Here is a 23776-nt window from a genome sequence, read left to right as displayed (position 1 = left end):
CTATTTTTTGCTTAACTCGTATTCAACCAGACGTCCATCTTCCAGATGCAGCACGCGATCACACCATTCGAGCATCCGTTCATCATGAGTGACCATTACCGCAGCTTTACCCTCATTCTTTACTTCTTCAGCAATCATTTTCACAACTTCTCTACCTCGTTTGAAATCCAAACTCGCTGTTGGTTCATCAGCAAACAAGATGGCGGGTTTATTCATCCACGCTCTTGCGATCGCTACACGTTGCTTCTCCCCGCCAGATAGCTGCTCAGGATAATGATTTCGACGTTTCCAGATATCCAGACGTTTCATCAAATCTGTTGCCCGTTCCTTAGCTTCCTTAGAACTCATCTTCCCCTGTTTAGCAACAAAGAGAAGCTGCTCTTCTACCTTCAAGTAGGGCAATAGCTGTGCGCTTTGGAACATAAAGCCTATCTTTTCTAATCGTAGCTCGGTCAGCTCACTTTTACTTTTATCTGTAAGAGATTCTCCATCTATGAAAATCTCACCACTGGTTGGCGTAAGAAGCGCACCCGCTGCTGATAGGAATGTACTCTTTCCTGTTCCCGAAGGTCCAAGGACGGCAACGAATTCCCCTTCATTGACTACAAGATTCAAATTGTTTAGAACAGATACCGTTGTATCGCCATCACCGTAGGTTTTGGTCACTTGCTTCATCAATAATTTCGCACTCATGCTCCAGCCCTCCCAATTGCTTCTAATGCATCTACTTTAGCCACTTTAGCGACAGAAATAAGTGATCCTAAAAGAGACATCCCCACGAACAAGCCGCTGGTTAATAGAATCGTTGAAGGTTCCAGTTGGAATGGCATGGTGTCTGGTAATACCTGGTTCATTCCAAAGGTTAGTAGCAAGCTAATGCTAAGACTTGCAATGGCCAATATCATAACCTGCCCAACTACGCTCCAGGCCAAGTAAGACATTTTTGTACCCATAGCTTTCAGAATGCCAAACTGGCTTGTTTTCTGAATTGTAATGACATAGAAGAATACAGCTAGAACAAACCCAGCGATTACGAACAGGAACGCAATCATCATAAGCAGGGAACCTTGTTCTGATGAATAACCCGGAATATTAGAGATCGCTTCTTTTTGCGTAATAACTTCCACATTTTTCGTATTTGCAGAGATCTTATCCACTTGCCCTGCGTTTGCATTAAGCGCAATTACATTAAAAGGAACTCCGGATGTAGCCTCACTACCTTGATTAACACCCTGTCTCATTTCCTGCCAATCTTTATTGTTAATATAGACTACCGGGGTATGACTGTATGAGCTATTCTCAACATATCCTGTAACTTTAAATTCCTTCCCAGTTGCCTGATCTTGGATCGTACTACCAATCTTAATGCCTGACTGCTCCAAGTCACGATCAACGATGACACTTCCCTGCGTGTCATTCGTAATCTTGTCACCTTCAATCACTTTTGGAGCAAGTAAACCATTCATATCTACTGCGAAAAAAGTTACGTCTGCTTTGGTATCCGCATCGTTCGTAGTCACTGTACTCATCTGTAGAGCGAGTGAGGAAGCATTATTGTCTCCTACTACCGCTCGAACACTATTGAGCTCCGTATCCGTTAACTGAGAACGTCTAAACGTCTGATCCGCATCCTTCTGCACCACATAATAGTTTGCCGGCATATTCTCTATTGCTGAGATGTTAGCATACGCTAACCCTCTGGCCAGTCCTGTTACGAAAAGCACAAGAAAGGAAACCAATAACATGATCACCATTATTAACAGGTATCTGGCTTTAGAATGTCGCATTTCCCTTAAGGCTAGAAACATATTACCACTCCTTCTAATCTGTATAGTCACAGTTTAGAAGATGAAAATGAACGGAGTATGAATAACGAGTTACAAAAGCGGAAGAGTTACGGTAAAGGTCGTGCCTTTGCCAACTGTGCTGGATACTTCTATGGTTCCGTTATGTGTCTCAACAATTTTTTGCGTAATCGCTAGTCCAAGACCGCTACTATGTGTTTCTCGTGTACGTGCGCGGTCGACTTTATAAAAACGATCAAAGATGAGTGGTAATTCGTCAGCAGGAATACCTTCCCCCGTATCCGAAAAGGTTACTACACAGTTCCCCTCGTCAAGCTTTGCGGAAATCATAATAGATCCCTCAGCAGGTGTATATTTGATAGCATTAGTAATGAGGTTCATCCACACCTGATACAATAGATTGGAATCACCATGTACGCTAATATCGGCAAGACTCAGTCTTACAGCCAATTGCTTCTCTGTTAATCTCCACTCCATGATTTGCACCACCTGTCGCAGCTGTGCCCGCAAATCTATAGATTTCTTCTGCAAGGAATCCGGATCATAATCAAGAGAAGATAACGTTAGCAGCTGTTTACTAAGCATCGATAGACGATGGCTTTCTTGATCAATAATATTGAGGTACTGTATCCGTTCATCCTCAGGTAATGTAGGATCTTTAAGGGTTTGGGCAAATCCTTGAATAGAAGTTAATGGCGATTCGATTTCATGCGATACATTCGCAACAAACTCTTGACGTGCACGATTGGTCCGTTCCAGCTCACGACTCATAATCATAAAGTGTGAGGCTAACTGGCCAATCTCATCCCGGCGCCAAGTATTTAATTTAATATCATATCTACCTTTTGAAATCTGTTTAGTTGCCGTTGTCAAACGTATAATAGGTCTGACCACATGCAGTACGCTGATCATGACGAATCCTAGACTGAACAATACGGTAAATCCGATGATGACAGCAAAAAACACGCGTAGTTCACCGAACTGAACCTCTGCATCTGGACGCATGAATAACGCAAAAGTCTCATTATTGACTTCAATAGGCACACCTATCGTATTGCTTAATTGGTTATCAAAAAATCCTGTTATAAATGCACTATCAGGAAACTCCGCTACACCATGATACACTTGTCCACTCAAGACCTTCTCAAGCTGTTGCTGATCCAAGTCCTCTTTCCGAAATGGCTTGCCATAGAATCGGGATTGACCTTCTGCATCGGTTAAATAGATCTTATATCCTAGTACAGCTACACTTCGCAGATAATCCTCCATAGAATCTGGGTGAGATTCTGCAAACCGTTGGATTTCAATGGCCATCCCCGTAAGCTTGGTATCGTTCTTTGCTTTAATCTGAGCTTGATAATAAATATTAGACACCAAGAAACCAAGAAGGCTGCTCACAACAATAGCCGAACAAAAAAGAATACACATCCTTACATACAGGGACTTCACGAGTTCATCATCTCCAATTTATAGCCGATTCCCCGTACTGTCCGAATCACAAAGTCATTTTGATAATCCAAAAATCGCTGACGCAATCGCTTGATATGTACATCCACCGTGCGTTCATCACCTTCGTAATCCATTCCCCATACTAGTTCAATCAGCTCACTTCGTGAATACAGTCTTCCTGGATATTGTGCCAGTTGTGCGAGTAGTTCAAATTCCTTTACCGGTAGCAACAGAACTTCGTCGCCATCCGTGATCTCATAATTTTTACGATCGATAACCAATGAATTCAAGCGAATCCGATCATCTGAAGCGATGGAATAACGTCGAAATAAAGCTTTGATCCGAAACAGCAATTCTTCAGGTTCAAACGGTTTCGTTACATAATCATCCGTTCCCCGTAAATAACCCTGCTCTTTATCACTAAGTTGCTGCCTGGCTGTTAACAAAATGATTGGAATATCATACGTTTCCCTTATATGCTGGCATAGCTCTAATCCGTCCACATGTGGCATCATCACATCCACGATGGCTAGATCCGCAATGCTTTCTTTTAGTTTATGTATCGCGTCCCGACCATCGCTGGCCTCCATAACTTGATAACCTTCTCTAGTTAATACATGCTTTAATAAAGTTCGAATATTGCTATCGTCATCTGCTACTAAAATTTTTTTCATCTTTTACACTCCCTGAATAACGGATGAACCCATAGTATCAACTTTAAAGGGTTTGAACAACTACACATATAATTGCCAATCAAGTAAACAATATAATACGTTTATATTTTCAAAAAAAAGAAGCTGCCTCACCGCGTAGAAATAATCTACTGGTAGACAGCCTCTCATGATTTGGGTAATAGGTTAGATTAACACCGTCTTTGTAGACATGGCTTCTTCACTGTATTGTTTAGTCCCTTCTAACACCACTTCAAGCTTAATAATCTCCGAACGGCTGGCTAAACGGATTGGAGGTCCCCAGGTCCCATAACCAGAGGAAACAACGACATGTAATTTATCCTTGCGGAGGTAACCCCAGTCCAGTTCGAATAAACGTTTAGTGATCCAGTGATTAGGAGCAATCTGTCCACGATGTGTATGGCCGGAGAGCAGAATATCTACCCCTTCTTGGGCAGCGACATCAAATCCGGTAGGCTGATGATCCATCATAATCACAGGACGCGTCAGATCAAGACCATTCAACAAGGAGCTCACACTCATTCTACCACCGGCTTCCATCGATTCGGCAGTCTTATCTTTTCGACCGACAATATACGTTCCCGCCACTTCTTCAACCTCATCCTGTAGGACTTTAATGCCTATGCTACTCATCAAATCAGTATATTCCTTAATCGAACCACCGTAGTATTCGTGATTGCCTAACACTGCGTATACACCATGGCGCGCTTTTAATTGCTTCAGCTGTTCACTCATACTATTGCGAATAAAAGGCTCAATACTATCGTCAAGTACATCCCCAGCCAGCAAAATCACATCAGGCTTCATAGCGTTCATTTGTGCAACCATTTTTTTGAGATGCCGATTGCCGACGATATTTCCTAAATGCAGATCGGATGCTACAGCGATTGTAAGTGGCGTACTAGTGCCGATGGACTTATCGATGGGAATGGGATGCGTACGGATCACTGTACTCCAAGCATTGATTGAGCCCCAGACTAGAAAAACAACCAGTAATATCAGTAGTGTACCTCCCGCTTCTGAGATGTAGTGCGTTCGATCTACACCCATCCATCCCAGCAATACATACAACAAATCAGCTAGTGGCAACATGATAATAGCAAATTCCATGCAAGCTAGATAATACGATCCAATTACTTTAAAGAATCTAGCTAACGGCTTCACTATTGTAGGCCACGGTATCATTCCAATGACATACGCAAAGGCAACAAGCAGGAATAATGTCCAGAACAAACCGGTGGAAGCACCTGAGAACCATTCATGAACAAGCAACCAACCGTGATACCCAATGTAAAAATTAACAAGTCCCAGAATAAGCAGCATTGCAAACCCTGAAGCTAACATTCGTAATGTTTTCATCGTTCCACTCCCCTTTACGGTACTAACTCTATACGTCTTATCTCAAATCATAACACAAACCGTTAACCCAGTATAAATTACAGTGCCGTCTTCGGAAAACGGAGCAAATAACGAACCACAATTCTTTATCACATTCCCCGTCAAAAAAAAGAAAATGCCCGTCGGCATCTTCATTGGAGGAGGTATACAGTTATACAGCTCTTTCACGCGTAGCCATACATTCACCAATTAGCTTATCGCATTTATTAATGTGATTCAGAAGCCAATCGGTCAATGTACGGTTAAGCTTAATCGTTGAGAGAACGGAAACCCCCTTGGTTTTAATAGTTTCTTCTAATTCAAGAACGGCTTTTACAAAATTAGCATGCGTCTTACGATGTTCCGCCAATTCAGGAAAATCGATCTCTTCCATCAATTGCTCTTCATTGCTAAAATGCTCGATAGTATATTCCTTCAAGAATTTCAGCGTTTCTTCGATTTTCTCTTTCCCCTGTTGCTTGCTGCAAGCATCAAAAAATTCATTCAATTTCGTAAGCAACTGTCTGTGCTGACAGTCTATTTTCTCTACACCGATATTATAAGAATCCTTCCATTCAATCACAAAATCACCATTCCATTTCCTGAAATTAACATATCGATAAATACAATTAATTTTCCACCTTTCCGCACAATAGATCTATTAATAACATCACAAGATAAATTCCATATCCATCCAGAGAAAAATCGCACTTACGTGTCTGCCTCTACTTCAGCCCCGGTTCAATGTGGACAAGCACAGTTGATACTTGGTGCCTATCTTTCAATTGTTCTTCAATTTCTTCCGTAATATCATGGCTCTGCACCACGCTAAGCTCGGAATCTACTAATACAGTTGTATCAACTAGCACGTTATTCCCGTGGATGCGAGCTTTGATATCTTTAATGGATTGCACGCCGTCAATTTCAGCAACAGTTTCTTTCATGAGTTCAAGCTCTTCCGCATCAAAGCCGTCTGTTAAGTCATGCGTAGCTTTACTAAAGATATCCCATGCTGTCTTACAGATAATCAGGCCAACAATAATTGCTGTAAGCGGATCAAGCCAGGGAATTCCAAATCCAGAAGCTATAATTCCGACAAAAGCGCCTATGCTAACTAAAGCATCTGATCGATTATCTAGTGCTACTGCTCGCATAGCGTTACTATTGATAGAGCGGGCCAGTCTAATGTTATACATATATACGCCCATCATTATCACAGCACAAAAAACTGCCGTCCACGCTGCTATAAGATCTGGACTTTCCAGTTCGGGTTGAATAAATTTGTTCACGCCCTGGTACAACACTTGAAGTCCTACCACAATCATAATAAATGAAGCAATTAAGGATGCCACGGTCTCTGCTCTGAAATGCCCGTAGCTATGATTGGAATCCGGCGGTCTCCTGGAAATCTTAAGGCCGATTAGTATGGCGATAGAAGCGATAATATCCGTGCTGTTGTTCAGGCCATCTGCAAGTAGCGCTTGAGATCCCGCGACCGTACCAATAAATAGTTTGATGGCGGATAGGAATATGTAAGCAACTATGCTTAGCCATGCTCCTTTTTCACCTTGTTTGATATCGTTGTAATTTTCCAAAAAAAGAACCCCCAAAGAATAGTATTGTTCTATACTACACTCCGAGATTCGGGTGGGTCTAGAGAAACAGTGTTGCTAAGAGGCGTAATAGTTCCCTCTGTCAAATAGAGTTGCTAGGTCGTAACTGTTTTGCGGAACGTAACATAGTTTGCCTCAGTTCAACTTTACCTCCTAAATATAAGAAAGTATAAGGATGCCGAAGGCGATTTTGCTAGTTCTACTGGAATAGTAACTTTTTACTATTTGAAATGTCTAATTATAGTAATCACTATTTTTGAGGAGCGTGAAACGATGATTCAGTCTTTGCACAAGACAATGATTAAAGTTTTAGCTGTTGCAAGTATTGCATCCCCAATAGCTTACACCGGATCGTTATCCGTCATTTCCGCGGAACAAGCAGTCATAAGTACAAGCTATCCCTATTACAATGAAGTCAAAGCACCCAATCTTGTACCTGTATGGTCATCACCGCTCGCCATCTTAAAGGAAGATAGAATCACTGGGCAGAATGTTACAGCCCTTGCGGAGAATGGGAAGGTCTTTGCGTTACAGCGTAATGAAAAATTAGTTGCATTGAATGCTACAACAGGTAAAAAAATGTGGGAATTCGGAAGTGAATTAGCCCCATTGTTCACGTACAGTAATGGATTTATTTACGGATTGACCCAAAGCGGCTCCCTATATGCCGTTAATGAAGCAGGTAAAAAAGCATGGTCAGCTTCATTATCACTACCTAAAGCTACAAATATACAACGGTTAGGCTCCACCATTTATGTAACACAAGAGAGTCAACTGGCCGCCGTCGATGCTGTCAGTGGGAAGATCAAATGGAAGGCTGTTGAGGAGAGCAATAACTTTACAGGCTTATCAGAACTTATGGAAACCGACGGGGTTGTTATTCGAAGTTATCTCTCTCAGGGAGCCTTAACAACTGCCGCTCTTGCCGCTTATGACAGTCTGACAGGCAAAAAGCTATGGGACCAGACCCGACAATGGTGGCCACTAGCAGTAAAGGATGGTCTTCTCTACTCCATTACCAATACGTTAATGCTTGATGATAACCCTGTAAACCGTAATGTAAAAGTTTCTGTATTCAACGTAAAAACGGGTGAACTTAAAGGAGAACGTTTATATAAATGGACAGATACCGAGAATAAAGATGGAGTATTCACATTTGGTGGTGTAAATGGGACTGCGTTCTTGGATGGAAATGACTTTTATATTTTTCAGGGAAAAAAGATTGTGAAATATAATTTCTGGAATTACTCAGCGGAAGGTAAACCAGTTCAAACCTGGACCTCTATGGCTAAAGAGAAGGATTATCCACTTAACCAAGTCCATCAACAAAGAATGTTATATTCCAATTATGATACGGGTACGCTATCCGCACTTAAACTTGGAAATGGGCAGGCTGTAGTACTCAATAATGGGGAGAATCCTGTTGTTCAGACGGATCTTTTTGGAAACGTGGTTTATAGTGGACAATCAGATGGCCTATTTCACGCTTATGATATGTTGACTTTGAAGCCTATTTTTACCGTGAATACAGGATCTCGTAACTTTGCCCCTTCGCTTAAAACCGGAGGCATGCTGATGATCCGAACGGATAATCAGCTGCTGGCTATTAAACTGCCTTCATCAATTAAATAAAAAAAGCCTGATTTCTCAGGCTTCTGGTCTGCAGTAACTTCACTTACTCAGCAGGAGCTGTAAAAGTACGTGCAGCAAATTCAGCATCCAGCATGTAGAAGGCGTTGCTATCTTTATCAATTCGTTTCAGTTTACTAATGATGTTGCTAAAGAGCGCTTCCTCTTCTACTTGCTCGTCAATAAACCATTTCAAGAAATAGATCGTTGCATGTTCACGCTCATCCAGCGCCAAATCAGCTAAATGATAGAAGCGTTTCGTGTTTTGTTGCTCATGCGCGAAAGCATGTTCAAAGGCATCCAGCATCGAAGAGTATTCGTTCTTCGGCTCTGGTAGAGCTTCAAGTGTTGCCCGATTATCGCGATCATTAAGGAACTTATAGATTTTCATGGCATGGAATCGTTCTTCTTCTGCTTGAATCAAGAAAAAGTTTGCAAAACCATCCAGACTTTCACCGGAACAATAGGCAGCCATAGCTAGATAAACATGAGCGGAATAAAACTCAAAATTCATCTGTTCATTAAGGGCATTCACTAATCCATCTTTCATTTGACAGTCACCTCATAATTCAATTTTAATATGTAAAGATTTAAGTTCATCTTATCACCGTGTACCTAAGTCAGCAAGGATTCATCCTTCTGACATCTAAATAAGCAACGAAGGGACGACTATTCTAATGACCAGATTCACACGTAACATCCTTAGACCTAAATACTCAGGCAGCCTTCTAATGGCTTCTGCTATGGTATCTATGCTTCTGTTAACTAGCTGCTCCAATAGCAGTAACAATTCCCAACCTGTCGCTACAAATTCACCGACTGCCGAATCCACATCATCTCCGGTTACCAGTTCCACGCCTGCTCCCTCCTCAGAAAGTGATCCAATTGCTCTTCAGGTTTCCAGTATGAGCCTTGAAGAGAAAATTGGACAAATGCTTCTGGTTGGTATTGATGGAACCGTTCTAGATGATCAAGCAAAAAGGATGATTGCCGAAGACAAAGTCGGTGGAATCATCCTTTATAAGGATAATATTCAAGACCTGAAGGGAATGGTCAGCCTTGTTAATTCCATGAAAGAGAGTAACAGCGGCAACCCTGCCCCTTTATTTATGAGTATCGATCAGGAGGGTGGAAAAGTCAGCCGGATGCCTAAGGAGTATGCTTCTTTCCCCTCTAATGGAACGGTGGGTACCCGTAATGATGCTGACGCTGCCGAAATGATGGGTAAGCTGCTCGCAAGAGAAGTGATTTCAGCCGGATTTAATATGAACTTCGCTCCCGTCCTTGATATCAATAGTAATCCCGATAATCCTGTAATAGGAGATCGCTCCTTCGGCAATTCCGCTGAACTAGTCAGTACACTAGGGATCGCCGAAATGAAGGGTATTGAGAGCGAAGATGTTGTTCCCGTAGTCAAACATTTCCCTGGTCATGGTGATACTTCTGTCGACTCCCACCTTGAGCTGCCGATTGTGAATAAGACCGCTGAAGAACTCGCTAAATTAGAATGGCTCCCTTTTCAAGCTGCGATAAAAGAAGGAACCGACGCCGTTATGGTCGCTCATATTTTGTTTCCAAAACTTGATCCTGATAAACCGGCATCTTTATCAAGTAAAATCATTGGTGAGCTACTTCGCGGAGACATGAAATATCAAGGAATCGTAATCACAGATGATCTAACTATGGGTGCTATCATGAAGAATTACGACCTCGCCACAGCGGCGGTAGATACCATAAATGCAGGGAGTGATATCTTACTTATCGCTCACGGCTATGATAATGAGAAACGTGTAATAGAGTCGCTTCTGGACCATGTAAAAAAAGGTAAGATACAGGAAACACGGATTGATGAGAGCGTCTATCGGATTTTAGCATTGAAAGCTAAATATAATCTATCCGACGAGCCAGTTCCGGTTCCTGACCTTACCGAGCTAAACAAAGATATTAAATCTTGGAAACGCACGATTGAGAAATAGGCTTAGCCTATTTCAATCTATTGAAGCACAACAACATCTCCAACCTTTAACCCTGAGACGGCCTCTGTTTTGTCAGCCGTCTCCATGCCCACTTTGATATCTCTTCGTTCATATTCCCCATTACCTTTATCCAGCATCACGTAGGAGAGATCTCCTTCATGCATTACTGCGATGCTGGATACAACGATGGCATTTTCCTTGCGGACCGTCTCGATTTCTCCACTCAAGCTTAGTCCACCAATCAAGCGCTCGTTAGGCTGCAGTGAGATTACCACTTCAAATTGTGGAACCGAAGTAGCAGTAGTATTTTGACCCGAAGCAGTCTTAGCAAATTTAGATACCTTAGTCACTTCTCCAGACAGCTTTAAATCTTTTAAAGCTGTCATTTTAACATCAACTTTCATTCCCGTCTTAATACGGAAGACATCTTGTTCACCTACAAGCGCTATGAATTCAAGCTTGTTCATATCTACTATTTTGCCGATGTATTGATTATCTGTTACCGTTTGTGGAATTTCACTCGCACTGTCAAATAGAAAAACACCAGTTGCTGGAGCGTGGTAGAGGGCTGTATTTAGCTTAGCCTTCTTTTCTTTTAGTTCACGAGCCTGTATTTCAGCATTTACTTGGTTAAGCTCATCCCCTAGGCGTGTTGTTTCTTGGGCTGCAAGTGCCTTTATACGTTCGGCTTCTGTTGCACCAAGGGCTGCGTTCTCCTCGTCCTGCTGACTAACAAATTCATTTAATTCCGCTTCTAGCTGCGCCTTTCGAATAGTCGCCTCTTGTGTAGCAATCTCATTCTTTAAGGCTTCCTGATCAAGGGTAAACAACAAATCCCCTTTCTTTACTTGCCCACCGTTCTCAACCTTCCACTTGGTTACCTTTGAAGCATACGGTGCATATACAAGCGTTTCCTGCTCATATTGTGAATTCCCTTTGACCTGAACGGAGTTGGTGATGGTTTCCTGTGTCACTTCAAAAGTTATCGCCTGTGGTGGTTCAACAGGTTCTAGCTGTGCCTCGGTTTTATACATCTTGCTGTATACAAAATAACCTGCTGCAATAATGATCAAAACTAATACAATCCACTTGATTCTCCTCTTCATCACTTCTGCTTCCTTTCAACTAAAAAATAGCTAATCCCGTTTTATCGCCGTGAGTGCATTCGTTCTGGACGCGCTGATCGCCGGATAGATTCCCGATAGAACGCCTGTCATCACTGCAAATGCGATCCCTATTGGAAGGGTCATCAGAGGAATAGTGATTACCAAGGGCTCACCCATCCCCATTCCTCCTGTGGAACCAATCAGCTTATTTATGCCAAACACAATCAAATACGAAAAGCCTATACCGAGCAACCCACCCAGCATCCCGAGCAATGCCGCCTCTGTAATGAACATATTTCGGATTTGCCCCATATTGGCGCCTAGCACCTTCATAATACCGATCTGGCGACGACGCTGATGTGTGGACATGGTCATCGCAACGATGATTGAGATCGAAGCAATAATTAGAATAAATATACCAATACCAAGCGCTGCTTTCTTGAACATACTGAATGTAGAAGCCATCGCCTCTTTTTGATACAAATTCGTACTTGTATTTAGTGTGAGTTTCTGGATAAGCTTCTCCACTTGCACAATGTTGTCCGTATTGTCTACCTTTACAATGGCTGAGTTAAAAACATCCTTCTGCCCAACGGTTCCATTCATTAGTTTCAGTTGTTCTACCAGTCGCTCACCCGTCTCTAACGACACGTACATCTTCTTGTCGTACATCGCCATATCAGGGTTCCCACCGCTATCCAATATCCCAACAATTTGAATGGGTGAGCTGACTAGGGACTGTCCACTTTGAGAAGTAGGGTCATATGATTGCAATTGAACCTGTTGTTTGTACATATCCGACGGAAGCATGCTTAAACTGTTGTACTGTTCCATGATTTTATTATTGTACGGATCTGAATTCAGCTGTTCAAAAAGACGCTGCCGAGTCTCGACATCTATCAATCCTACAGTTGCTCCATAGTTTAGCACTGCCATTCCAATCAAATCAGATGGACCACCTTGCTTAAACGTCTTATCGTATTTCGTTAGCAACCGAAGATCTGTTCCGATAAGCTGTACATCCGTAATTTTATTATCGATAGTAGTCATTTGTATGTAGCCAAGCTCTTGAAAAGGTGCTGCTGCGGTAACATGCCGCAGGCCTTGAACAATTTTCAGCTTCTGGGCCGTCAGCCTGCCGGGGTCGAGCTTTGCATCAGAGGCAGAGGCTTCTTTTCCTTCTCCGCCCCCTTGTGAAGGGATGCCGCTGTTCGGAGTCACCGTAATTTCATCCATTTTGAAATTACGGTTAATTTCCCGCTCCGTATAGCTTTGCGCGGAATCTCCTATACTTAAAGCAACAATAATAGCAGCACAGCCTATCGATATACCTGCCATACAAAGACCTGTGACAACTTTCCGTCGTTTGACTTGCTCCCAAGCCAAACGTGAAATATCACTAATCCTCAATGAGTTTACCCCCTTCGAGTTCTGTATCCGAAGAAGTTTGTTTCTCAGTAATCATATATCCATCCTGAAGTGTGAAAATCCGTTGCATTTGTTCTGCAACTTTGAGCTCGTGTGTTACAACGATGAAGGTGGTTTTCATCTTCTTGTTCAGGTTAAGCAAGATATTGATAATTTCCTCTTCTGTCTTCGAGTCCAGATTTCCGGTCGGTTCATCTGCGAAAATAACGGACGGTTCTGTGATCAAGGAACGTGCAATACTAACCCGCTGCTGCTGTCCACCAGACAACTGTGAAGGGAACAGATCGGCTTTATCCGGAATGCCGACCCCTTCCAGCAAGGCTAGAGCTTTTTGCTTACGTATTGATGGTGAAACGGATTGGAACACTAGCGGCAACTCTACATTTTCACGGACGGTCAAGCTAGTAATCAGTTCATAGGCTTGAAAGATAAACCCGATATGCTTCCTACGAAATTCAGATAGCTTGTTTTCGCTCATCTTCACAATATCTTGGTCAGCAATGTAAATGTGGCCTTCCGTAGGCTTCATCAGACCTGCCATCAGGTTCAGCATGGTTGATTTACCGGAACCCGAGCTCCCCAGTAAAGCAACCATCTCCCCTTCTTTCACAGAAAAGTCTATTTGATGAAGGACTGCCGTCGTTTCATTACCATTCTTAAAAGAATGCGTTACATTTTCCACTCGCAACATTGGAGCTGCTCCTTCTCGTACATTAATAGATATGAATTCCTACTTCTCAGTTACTTGTCTATCGATCTTTATGCTATATGCCTGACTGGCCAGCTCGATCCGTTCTCCTTGGAACTCATCATACAGCGTGATTCTATAAGCGCCGCCTGACAAGTTTTTATACATATTATTGCTGAATGTTGCAGTATACGAGTTGTTATTCCCTTCAAGAAGTTCAGTACCAATGTTCAAGCTTCGTTCCTGTGATAGACCATATGGATCTGTCATTTTGAGCACCAGCTTATGGGTGAAGGTTCCCATGTCATAGGTACTGTCACGAAGTAGGTTGTAATTCATAACGATATCTATTGTGTTACTACCTTGCATCGATCGCCCTTCCGAACTTAGAACAGACATCGTGTACGGATATAGCGCAACCTTCGTCAAGTTATTCTCCGGTGGAGTAGAAACTGGATTTAAACTCAATGAAGCAATATTAATGAACCCCGTTGGTTCCTGCCCAGGCTCAGACAGCTTATTTCCAGTAATTCCTGGACCTAGATACATACTAACGTCAGATGGAATAACGGATTTAGGCAATTTTGCCCAGTACGTAATTAATTGCTTACCACCTGGTGTAGCTGAAGTATCTGGCTGATTCACTGTTGCTTCAAATAGCTGGCCATCTCCCGTTTTAAAGTAACCTTGAAGGCGAGCCATTTTGCTTTGTCTTTTTTCCTCACTGCTAAGCAGTAGCTCTGTATATACGATATTAGAATTGAGACCTTCATAGATAATGGTTTTGTTCTCTTGAACACTAGCGTTCTTGCCTTTACCGGTAATTGCATAACTTCCCCCACGTTCAATAGTCGCTACAGCATTCATCGTACTGTTCGTGCTAAGCGACAGGAACGAGCTCTTCTCTTCTTTTACCGTTGAATAGAGGTTCACTTTTAATTTATCGAACTCTTGCGTGTAAGGAATTTTGGCAAATACATAGATCTCCGCATTTTTTCCTGGCGCAATCGTCGAGGTTTCCTTGTCCATAAACAGTTCTGTAGAGGAAGACACATCATCATTGTCTACTTGCACAGATCCTTTTAATTCTGGAAGCGTTAAAGCTACCGATTGCGAATTCTTAATATTTATTCTAGCAACAACGATGTCATCATCTTTCCAAGGAAAGCGCTGTAATGACAGCAAGTTATAAGTGAAAGAGCCATATTCATTCGATGTGCTATACTCCACGCCTTTTTGAATCTCAGGTCGTAATGTATAGGAAATTGTGTAGTAAGCAACAGGTACTGTCAGCTTGGCTGTATTGACCGTACTTACATTATTCCCTTCAGATCCTGTTCCCTCGCCTGTACTGCTCGTATCTGGATTAGCTGGAGCTGAAACAGCCTCTATCATTTGCAATTGCAGCGAACTCTGCTCAACCTCAAGCGGAATTTGTGCGGTAAGTGGAATGATTTTTTCTTCCAAAGGTTTTATGGTTAAGCCGCTCAATCCCTTCGCATTGATCGGAAAGGTTGTCCCTGTTGAAGATTTGACGGCAAGCTCATACGTTGGCAACGTAACGGCCGTCTTCCCTACATTTTTCACTCGAAGCTGGAAGGTCCAAATCCCTTTATTATTCTCAGCGTATACGTTTGCGTTGTTTAACTGAGTTTCTATCGGATTATTATTAATGGTGATTTTCTTGGTCACACCTTTACCTACCACCAAATTAGGGGTTGTAGCTGCCGGTAGCTTGTACGAGGATTTAGCGATCTCAAGCTTCAGTGCTTCATCCTTTTGCGTAAATTGCAGCTTCATATTATCCGTCTTCATATAAGGAGGAATCTCGGCAAGATAATAGATAGTCTTCTTCTCCTGCGGCTGAATCTTGTAACTAATCTGAGAACGATCAAGTGCTAATTCATACGAACTGCCACCTGCAGAGAGTAAATAAGCCGCATAACCCGGATCACTGAGTACCTTACTGCCCTTATTGGTCAGGCTTATACCCACCTTGGCATAAACTTTCCCATTATATTTATAGAGCTCCAAGGACTCACTTTTAGCGATGACAGGAATGTCATTCATTGTGGTGCTAACATTTTTTCCATTTACAGCAGTTGGGGAATAATTAGCTGGTACAGTAAAACTTCCTGCATGCTTTAAATAACCTTTGGTTTTGGAATCCCATACATACATGGGAATCTTAATCCCTTTTAACGAATTGGTCTTGCCTATGTTGACGTAATATGTAACCCGCAAGCTTTCTTTAGCACCAATCTTCTTCTTAGTCGCGTCAGCGCTCAGTGGGTTACCCGGAATAACCGAACCCCCTGGCGTCGTCACTCTCGAAAAATAATACATAAGGTTTGCGTTTTTACTGCTCCCATTCGAATAATTCAGGGTATAGGTTAAAATATTTCCACCAGGTTGTGACCAAATATTGACATCTTCTAATGTAGCTTTGATATTTGCTCCTAAAGAAATGGAACCCAGATTGCTAGGGGCTGTTGCTGTCGCCGCAGCTACAGCTGCATTGCTACGAACAGCATTAGCGGATGCCGCTGAAGCGGTATGTCCAGTCAGTTGACTGATGACAAAGGTACTTAATAGTAAAACAACATATGTACTGCTATGCTTTCTCATTTACTTCCCTCCACGAGTATTTTGCTAGAATTATTATAGTGGCAAGAGCAAAACCAATTGTATCCATGTTGTAACACTTTTGGACCGTTTGTAACCAATTTGTTCCTATTTGCACGAATTTGAAGAATATTCTATTCTATAATTTCAATTCATCCTTCAATGCAGCCACATCATTAGCAGAAGGATTTTCTTCTCCATATCTAGCTTTTTCATATAATTCAATCAATGAATTCGACGTATTAACAGTGCTTTCTTCGCCCTTGTGTTTAGCCTTGTTAAGAGCAGTCCATTTTAAAATATCGTCCTCTGTTTCCTTCGCCGTAAGATAACTCTTAACTTCATAACCATGATCGTGCTTCATGTGAAGCCAACGACGATATAACCAACGAACACGTTCCTGTTCAGTATTCATCTGCTCCCAGCGGTCTTTTCGATGTCTTGGCGTAAGGCGAGTACTCCAGAAATCCTTTAGACCTTGAAGCGTTTGTTCCCATGTAAATACACTTTTTTCCTCATCAAGATAAGTTGTATTGTCCTTTGGAGTATGTTCCCTTCGTAGCATGGATAGCAAGGCATCCATGGCTCTCTTCAATTTCCCTCCGGCATTTCTGTACAACCACCGAAGTCCATAATAAGCTGCAACGCCCACTAACACAGCTCCAGCAACATATAAAGCAACATCTAATATAGCAGCTAGTAGACCAGGCTTTTCATCTCCAACAAAAGGTAGCTCCGGACTCGCTTGAGGCTGTTCTACTGGCGGAGGTAGCGGCTCACTTGACCCAGAGAATAAATTACTAATCCATCCGAAGAACGAACGTACCATATTCCATAGCAGTGTCCCTATAGCTTTTCCGACCCCTGCCGCTAACACGGCCGCAACAATTCCTATACCAATGACATAAATACGGTTATTCCTTTGTAATCCTTTTGGCAAAGCTTTGCCCTCTTGAGAAAGCGTACTATATTGTAAATAGCTACTATTAGAAATAAATAGTGTGAGCAATAGATACAAACTACCGCACCAGGTCAGTAGTGTAACACTTTCCTCCAGATCGGGAATTCTACCAAAGACAATGGTCGCAACAAAATAGATTACAATACCTATCCAATACTTCCTACCGGACTGATCTCGAGAGTCAGCAGTCATTCCGAGAAAAGCGCATATAAAACCTGCGACACCTAAAGGCAGACTCTCGATAGACAGACTTCCTGATGACAAAGCCCCAATCACCGTCCCAAGGATTAGAGCAGCCAGCAGTTGCTTCCATCTAACACTACACTTTTTTCGTAGCAGAATACCTACTAATGATATTAGTGGTATGGCGGTCAGCCACATAGGTTCAACTTGCTTGGGCAGAACATAAACCTGAAATAAAATCCAAACAGGTAAAACTAATAATAGTTCTAGGATAGAGAGGATCCAGAGTTTGACCGTATTCCATACGTAACCAGATAACGGAAGTTTCATGCGCCCTTTCCCCCCTGTTCCGGAATATCCAGCCATTCCACACCATTACCTTGCAAGTTTAGGAGGTCGGCAGCCTCTTGTAATTCTGCTCCTCTATGACAGCTAATGATCAGAAAGTCTGTATCACTTATTCCGCTCTCGGCTTGCAGGTCTAGCAATCGACTCATAGGAAGCGTTCTGTCTAGCTCCAGCTTAGCTAACAGCTCTAGCAAGTCTTCCAGCTCAGCCATAGGTTCTGCTTCAACAGGGTCTCTATCGCCCCCGTTCTCCAGTCTACCGTTACAGATGAATCCCGTCTCAATTCCATGACGCATGGCATATTCGGCGATAGTGGCTGCATACCTTATCCCTTGCTCGATACGTTCTACATCCGTTACCGCTCTCCACATGGAATCACTGTCCTCTATATTCAAGCAAATGACGAGTCTGGAATCCGCAGTGTAGTCTTTCTTATGTACCTGCATAGTCCCTGTACGTGCTGTAGCCTTCCAGTTTATAAGTCCCAAAGAATCTCCTGAGCTATACTCGCGAATACCTGCAGTCAGGAAAGGATCTTCTACGATCCATCTTTTTACTGGAAGTTCACCCAGCCAACTATGTATCGGGAGTGGAAGATCATCCAGGTTCAACAGATTAGGGTAAACCAATAACTCTAATTGGAGTGGATAAGTCTTATTTTTCCGGATCAAACCAAAGGGATCTCCAGTGGTCATTGTGACAGACTCCAAACGGTATATCCCACGCCGCTCGCAAGTGACTTGATGACGCCTTTTAATATGACGATAAGATTTAAGAAAGAACAAGCTGATATGATTCTGATAGATTTCACCCGTGCTGATGCCGAGATTATCCTGACTTCCAAATTCCAAACCTCTGGCAATACTAGATTCCAGCCGAAGCCATGGTAATGGGAGAAGTTTCGCATTAACGATCTCCTCGATCATCTCAAGGTTATCCCCTTCATAAGCGACCTTAGTCGAAAAGTACCGGGTATAGCTAAGCGCTTTCAGACCATTCCGTTCATAGATAACGGCAAGAAGGAACAGGAGAGCTACTGTAATGAAAATGAACCAAGGCAAAGCCATAGCTCACTCCACCTTTCCGCCTCTTAAGGACGTTACGAGTTCGGTCGGCACCTCTACCTCACGAAGCACTTGTAACACAATATCTGCAGCCTGCCCCTCTTTTGAACCCAATCCACGATGAAGAAGTAGACGATGGGCAAGCACCGAAACGGCTACAGCTTTAATGTCATCTGGTGTTACGTAAGATCTACCTTGAATAAGAGCATATCCTTGAGAGGATTTAAGCAAAGCCCCACTTGCACGAGGACTCGCGCCTAGTTTTACTGCCGTAGATTTCCGTGTAGCTTCCGTAATTCGAACGATATAAGCTAGCAAATCATCACTAACACTTACAGAAGCAGTTAAACGCTGCGCTGCTTGAATATCATGAGCGGAAGCCACTGCAACAGTCTCTTCGAGTGGATTATTTTCGCGGAAGCGCTGTAAAATATGAATTCCTTCGTCAAAGGATGGGTAACCCGTAGTAATCCGCATTAAAAATCTATCTAACTGAGCTTCCGGCAGAGGAAAAGTACCCTGGTTGTCAATTGGATTCTGAGTAGCAATAACCAGAAATGGAGCTTCTAGACTATGAGTCACACCGTCGATCGTGATTTGTCGCTCTTCCATACATTCCAGTAGACTGGATTGTGTTCTGGGTGTTGCACGGTTAATTTCATCTGCCAACAAAATGTTCGCAAATACTGGACCTGGTCTAAACTGAAATTCTCCGGACTTTTGATTGTAAAAATTAATCCCGCTTAAATCTGAAGGCAGCAAATCCGGTGTAAATTGAATGCGCTTAAATGAACAATCCAAAGACTTAGCAAGGACTTTGGCTAACAAGGTTTTACCTGTACCCGGAACATCTTCCAGAAGAACATGGCCATTCGCAAGCAATGCGGTTAGAAGCAGGTCTACTCCATCCTCTTTTCCTACAATAACTTTAGCTAGATTGTTTCTAATAGATTTGATGAGTTCAGTCACTTCTTGAAGATTCATGTAAATACACCATCCAATCCGAGGAAATTAATGTAATAAGTTCTTTAATCATAACAGAAAGTGTATCCAATATATAATTCATAAGAAAAAGCCCTGCCCATTAAAAAAGACAGAACCTAAATTCATCCTCCATTTATCATTTACTTCGTAGTTTTATTCCGATATCGAAAGAAAGCCGTGATGGCATAATAGATCGGGATGCTTTCAACGATTAGCCAAATGACAACAATAGCAAAACTATTATAGTGTTTATAATAACTGCCTATGTGTCGTGAATACAAAAAAGCTATCGTTATTGAAGCTATTGTTAAGAAGGGAATGTACATTCTTCTAGCTTTTGTATTAAACAAGCTGGATACACATCTGGAGGCTACATAGATAAGGAATGAGCTGTGTATGAACATAGAAGACGACCATATTCCAATTAAAAGCGGATCCGAATTGCCTAGCAGATTATCTTGTTTGGCGCTACGCACCAATTCAAGGAAAGGATATTGCAGTTCCCGACCCAAATGTGGACCAAAACTCATCATCGTCAGCGACCAACCAATTAAGACAGTGACTAAGACAAATATCGCCGTAAGTATTAATCTTTTCAGCATCTTCGCTTCAAGCTTCAGATCGGGCACAACAAACAAGAGGACAATCCATTCTCCAAACCATGACATGACTACAATAGAGTCCTTCAGGGCAATCCCGGGATCATGATAATGAATGAAGGCGGGTAGCATATTGAAGTCCGCATTCGGGAGAAATAAATTAAATAAAATGATCATCGTTATGAAAAAAATAAGAAAAAGTCCATCAGCCATATACGCTATCGTTGTAAAGCCTAAACTTGCCGTATACATAATCACTAGCCCAATTACACACTGAATAAATAGAGGCGGGGTTCCTCTCAAATAATTAGAGCCAAAGAATAGCACAAAGTTCTCAATATCAAAAGATGCATAATAAACACACCAGCATAAGAGCAAAAGAAGCATGAACTTGTGCGGCCATTTACCTATGATATCTTTTCCAAAGCTTACCCATGGCTGATTTGGCCGCAGCATACCGACGCGGAAAGTAAACCACAATAATATCAACCCTAATAATGACCCCATTAATAATCCAATCCAGCCTTGATAGGATGAAGTAGCAATTAGAGTCGGAATCAAAAAAATAGTGGTTTGGGAGCTGAAGAATATAATAAAAAAACGGAACAGCTGCCATTTTGATGTTCGCATAACTTCTCCCTCTAAACGTCTTATTTTGCTGTTCCAAAATCTACAATGCTAAAGTCTGTCTTCACCTTAATATCAGCCTCTTGAGCATAATAATTCTCCCACCGCTCTCTAAGCTGTTTCCATTGCTTTGGATCATTCCATTCCAGTAATAATCCGAGTTGCAAAATATCGGCCCCTGCTTTTTGGGTATTACGAATAGCTTTGTTAAGATTATCAGAGACTTCCTCTTTAAGCTTCGCAATAATAATCTGGCCGAGTTCCTCTGCATCCCTATTTTTAGGGTCCCTTAAATAAATAACGCTTGCTTTCCCTTTTAAATCCACTGTGAACACAGGCCCTTTATCCGTTTGATCAAACTTTTTTGATGATTTTGTGCTTACAAATACTACACTTGCAGCACTTTTTCCCTCATCCCAATCGACGGAGTAAACTGCCAGTTTAAGACTGCCTGTCGCCCAGGCTAATGCCCTTCCCTCTTTAAGCTTAAGTGTTCCCTTCATCTTATCTTTGTGAAACAGCATTGCCCCTGAAATTCCTGCCCAGTACTCCGGCTTTCCCTCTTTCGATGTTTCTTCTTTTTTACCAAATGAAAGATTGTTTATAGCAAACCCAACACCTGATGCCGCTGCATACAAGCAATCCTTAATCGTAGTTGAAAACAAATATCTCTCTGATCCAAAGTTCCTTAGTACATCCGAGGGTATTTGCTCGTAAATAGGTGTTAAAGTATTCAGCTCTTTTGCACTTCCCGGACTAGCCATAACAAAAGCACCCAGAGGAAGACTTGGTTCTCTTTCAATCCATAATAGTAGTTCGCTGATTCCTTGTTCGGCATAGGTCTTCCCTAAGACAATTACTTTTAATTGAGCAAGACTAAGCTGACGTGTTAAGTCTTTTTGAATTAACAGCATGGCATCTGCAATCGTTCCTGCGGTCTTAGAAACTGTAGAATAAGTATTTCCGTCTCCTCCACCGCCATTCGAAGGTTGCCCAGCTGCGTTAAGACGATTGGGCAAAGGTGAGTTAATCGTAATTTCAACAGTATTTGGTTCTTTGCCTTCATCGATAAACATTCCGTATACAAATGTTAGTTCATCCAGCTCTACCTTGGATGACCAGCAGCCTGTTATATTTAGGAGCAGGATTACAATAGCTCCTATCTTCAGGATTCTCATTTCTCTTTCTGTCTCCTTTTATTCCTATCTGTATAGAGGTTGCTGCGTTTCTTCATAAAGTTTGAGGGGAAGCGAGCTAATGTATCCTTCCAGTCCTGTAACACAAGTGGGGCAACGGGTTGCAAATATGGAGCACCTAATGGTCTTAAATTAGCTAAATGTCCATAAATCAAAAAAGCTGTAATATATACCCCTAGCAGCCCCATTGTTCCACCCATAACCAGTAAGGGGAAACGAAGTAGTCTGAAAGTCAGACCTAGCTCATAATGGGGAATGATATAGGTGGCAATTCCGGTAATAGAAACAACAATAACCATTGGAGCGGATACAATTCCTGCTTGGACCGCAGCCTGACCAATAACGATACCCCCAATAATTGAAACCGTCTGCCCTACAGGCTTTGGAATTCTAGTCCCAGCTTCTCTAAGCGCTTCAAAGGTAAGCTCCATAATTAAAGCCTCCGTAAGCGCTGAGAAAGGAATGTTCTCCCTTGCTGAAGCAATCGTAATTAACAGATTCGGTGGAATGATTTGAGGATGAAAGGTTGTAATCGCTACATAAAGCGATGGAAGAATCATGGATATGATTGAGAACAGAAATCTAACAATACGAATCCAGCTTGCTGCATAAAAGCTTTGGTAATAATCCTCAGAGGATTGCAGCATGGTAAAAAAAGATGTCGGAGCGAGCATTGCAGTAGGTGTACCATCTTGTATGATTCCGATTCGGCCTTCCATTAAAGAAGCTGCCACCGAATCAGGACGTTCTGTATATTGAAATAATGGAAATGGCGTGAGGTTACCATCCCTTAAATATTCTGATATATAACTAATCCCTAGTATCCCGTCAATATCTATTTCACTTAGTTTCTGTTTTATCTCAGCAAGAACTTCTTTTTTGTAAAGTCCTTCAATGTAGACCACATACACATCAGTTTTTGTATATTTGCCAATGGAATAATGAATGGTTTTTAGATCCGGATGTTTAATTTTATGTCGAATCAAAGAGAGATTCGTTTCAATATCTTCAATGAAAGCTTCTTGGGGACCAATCACTACAAGTTCGTTTTGTGATTCGGTCACTGATCTTTTTTGATATTGGGTAATTTCAAAATAATAAACATAAGGAAGGTCCTCTATACAAAGCACTACTTTTCCAGCCACGATCAGATCTACAATCTTCTGTAAGTCAAATGCCTTGAGATATTGGATAGGAAAAACCATTCCTTGATCTAATCGTTCTAAAAAATTCGACCATTCCAGCTTTGCTTCTGCTTCTGTTTTTAGTGGCAAAGCAATACTTTCATGAAGTGTCTTGGAATCGATGATGGAGGGTATATAGATCAAAAGACAGGTATGCCCATGAACAGAAATGGACTGATACACCGCATCACTGCATCCCTCCAGCTGATCTTTAATGGTTTCAAGAATTCCTGACATATGCT

Annotated in this window: 21 protein-coding genes; 2 read left to right on the top strand and 19 right to left on the bottom strand. The window is 42.0% G+C overall.

Annotated elements, in window-relative coordinates; genetic code table 11:
• From QNH28_RS13700 to QNH28_RS13670, 7 genes are all read right to left on the bottom strand, one after another.
• Positions 1 to 693: an ABC transporter ATP-binding protein gene (locus QNH28_RS13700; RefSeq protein WP_283911831.1), complete on the bottom strand. Its 693-nt coding sequence runs from the start codon at positions 691 to 693 to the stop codon at positions 1 to 3.
• Entirely contained in the window at positions 690 to 1754 is a 1065-nt protein-coding gene (locus QNH28_RS13695; protein ID WP_283911830.1) for an ABC transporter permease, read from the bottom strand. The genes QNH28_RS13700 and QNH28_RS13695 overlap by 4 nt, the downstream gene beginning before the upstream one ends.
• Before the next feature lie 123 nt (positions 1755 to 1877).
• Positions 1878 to 3203, bottom strand: coding sequence for a sensor histidine kinase (locus QNH28_RS13690; RefSeq protein WP_349655051.1), 1326 nt, complete (start codon positions 3201 to 3203; stop codon positions 1878 to 1880).
• A gap of 47 nt (positions 3204 to 3250) precedes the next feature.
• A complete protein-coding gene (locus QNH28_RS13685) occupies positions 3251 to 3928 on the bottom strand; it encodes a response regulator transcription factor (protein WP_283911828.1) in 678 nt (225 codons plus the stop codon).
• Positions 3929 to 4111: 183 nt separating this feature from the next.
• On the bottom strand, positions 4112 to 5305 hold the full coding sequence (locus QNH28_RS13680) for a metallophosphoesterase (RefSeq protein ID WP_283911827.1): 1194 nt from the start codon (positions 5303 to 5305) through the stop codon (positions 4112 to 4114).
• A gap of 190 nt (positions 5306 to 5495) precedes the next feature.
• On the bottom strand, positions 5496 to 5906 hold the full coding sequence (locus QNH28_RS13675) for a bacteriohemerythrin (protein WP_283911826.1): 411 nt from the start codon (positions 5904 to 5906) through the stop codon (positions 5496 to 5498).
• 142 nt (positions 5907 to 6048) lie between these two features.
• Positions 6049 to 6918 (bottom strand): cation diffusion facilitator family transporter, encoded by an 870-nt coding sequence (locus QNH28_RS13670; protein WP_283911825.1) that lies wholly within the window; start codon positions 6916 to 6918, stop codon positions 6049 to 6051.
• A 315-nt stretch (positions 6919 to 7233) separates the two neighbouring features.
• Here QNH28_RS13670 and QNH28_RS13665 point away from each other — a divergent pair, with 315 nt between their 5' ends.
• Positions 7234 to 8568 carry an outer membrane protein assembly factor BamB family protein gene (locus tag QNH28_RS13665; protein WP_283911824.1) on the top strand — a complete coding sequence of 445 codons (1335 nt, stop codon included), beginning with the start codon at positions 7234 to 7236 and terminating at the stop codon, positions 8566 to 8568.
• Positions 8569 to 8611: 43 nt separating this feature from the next.
• On the opposite strand, the gene QNH28_RS13660 is transcribed toward QNH28_RS13665, so the two are convergent.
• Both QNH28_RS13660 and QNH28_RS13655 read right to left on the bottom strand, forming a co-directional pair.
• Entirely contained in the window at positions 8612 to 9115 is a 504-nt protein-coding gene (locus tag QNH28_RS13660; RefSeq protein WP_042127399.1) for a ferritin, read from the bottom strand.
• Positions 9116 to 9211: 96 nt separating this feature from the next.
• Positions 9212 to 9421, bottom strand: a complete 210-nt coding sequence (locus QNH28_RS13655) for a hypothetical protein (RefSeq protein ID WP_283911823.1) — start codon at positions 9419 to 9421, stop codon at positions 9212 to 9214.
• A 49-nt stretch (positions 9422 to 9470) separates the two neighbouring features.
• Here QNH28_RS13655 and nagZ point away from each other — a divergent pair, with 49 nt between their 5' ends.
• Positions 9471 to 10541 carry a beta-N-acetylhexosaminidase gene (gene nagZ, locus QNH28_RS13650; RefSeq protein WP_283911822.1) on the top strand — a complete coding sequence of 357 codons (1071 nt, stop codon included), beginning with the start codon at positions 9471 to 9473 and terminating at the stop codon, positions 10539 to 10541.
• Between the two features lie 17 nt (positions 10542 to 10558).
• Here nagZ and QNH28_RS13645 read toward each other — a convergent pair whose 3' ends face one another.
• The 10 genes from QNH28_RS13645 to QNH28_RS13600 form a co-directional block, all read right to left on the bottom strand.
• A complete protein-coding gene (locus QNH28_RS13645; protein WP_283911821.1) occupies positions 10559 to 11647 on the bottom strand; it encodes an efflux RND transporter periplasmic adaptor subunit in 1089 nt (362 codons plus the stop codon).
• Positions 11648 to 11677: 30 nt separating this feature from the next.
• Complete coding sequence (locus tag QNH28_RS13640; protein WP_283911820.1) at positions 11678 to 13057, bottom strand: ABC transporter permease; 1380 nt, start codon at positions 13055 to 13057, stop codon at positions 11678 to 11680.
• Positions 13047 to 13766, bottom strand: coding sequence for an ABC transporter ATP-binding protein (locus QNH28_RS13635; RefSeq protein ID WP_283911819.1), 720 nt, complete (start codon positions 13764 to 13766; stop codon positions 13047 to 13049). Before QNH28_RS13635 ends, QNH28_RS13640 begins: the two co-directional genes overlap by 11 nt.
• 39 nt (positions 13767 to 13805) lie before the next feature.
• Positions 13806 to 16391 (bottom strand): hypothetical protein, encoded by a 2586-nt coding sequence (locus QNH28_RS13630; RefSeq protein WP_283911818.1) that lies wholly within the window; start codon positions 16389 to 16391, stop codon positions 13806 to 13808.
• 136 nt (positions 16392 to 16527) lie between these two features.
• Positions 16528 to 17862, bottom strand: a complete 1335-nt coding sequence (locus tag QNH28_RS13625; RefSeq protein WP_283911817.1) for an OadG family protein — start codon at positions 17860 to 17862, stop codon at positions 16528 to 16530.
• Entirely contained in the window at positions 17859 to 18947 is a 1089-nt protein-coding gene (locus QNH28_RS13620) for a DUF58 domain-containing protein (protein WP_283911816.1), read from the bottom strand. Before QNH28_RS13620 ends, QNH28_RS13625 begins: the two co-directional genes overlap by 4 nt.
• 3 nt (positions 18948 to 18950) lie before the next feature.
• Entirely contained in the window at positions 18951 to 19928 is a 978-nt protein-coding gene (locus QNH28_RS13615; protein ID WP_283911815.1) for an AAA family ATPase, read from the bottom strand.
• 140 nt (positions 19929 to 20068) lie between these two features.
• Positions 20069 to 21157 carry a GerAB/ArcD/ProY family transporter gene (locus QNH28_RS13610; protein ID WP_283911814.1) on the bottom strand — a complete coding sequence of 363 codons (1089 nt, stop codon included), beginning with the start codon at positions 21155 to 21157 and terminating at the stop codon, positions 20069 to 20071.
• 20 nt (positions 21158 to 21177) lie between these two features.
• Positions 21178 to 22332 (bottom strand): Ger(x)C family spore germination protein, encoded by a 1155-nt coding sequence (locus tag QNH28_RS13605; RefSeq protein ID WP_283911813.1) that lies wholly within the window; start codon positions 22330 to 22332, stop codon positions 21178 to 21180.
• The gene (locus QNH28_RS13600) at positions 22329 to 23771 is read right to left on the bottom strand and encodes a spore germination protein (protein ID WP_283911812.1); all 1443 of its coding nucleotides are present in this window, start codon (positions 23769 to 23771) and stop codon (positions 22329 to 22331) included. The genes QNH28_RS13605 and QNH28_RS13600 overlap by 4 nt, the downstream gene beginning before the upstream one ends.
• Positions 23772 to 23776 lie beyond the last annotated feature (5 nt).

This window comes from Paenibacillus sp. G2S3 (genome assembly GCF_030123105.1).
Taxonomy (GTDB): Bacteria; Bacillota; Bacilli; order Paenibacillales; family Paenibacillaceae; genus Paenibacillus_AQ.
This window is presented reverse-complemented; position numbering and strand designations above follow the sequence as displayed.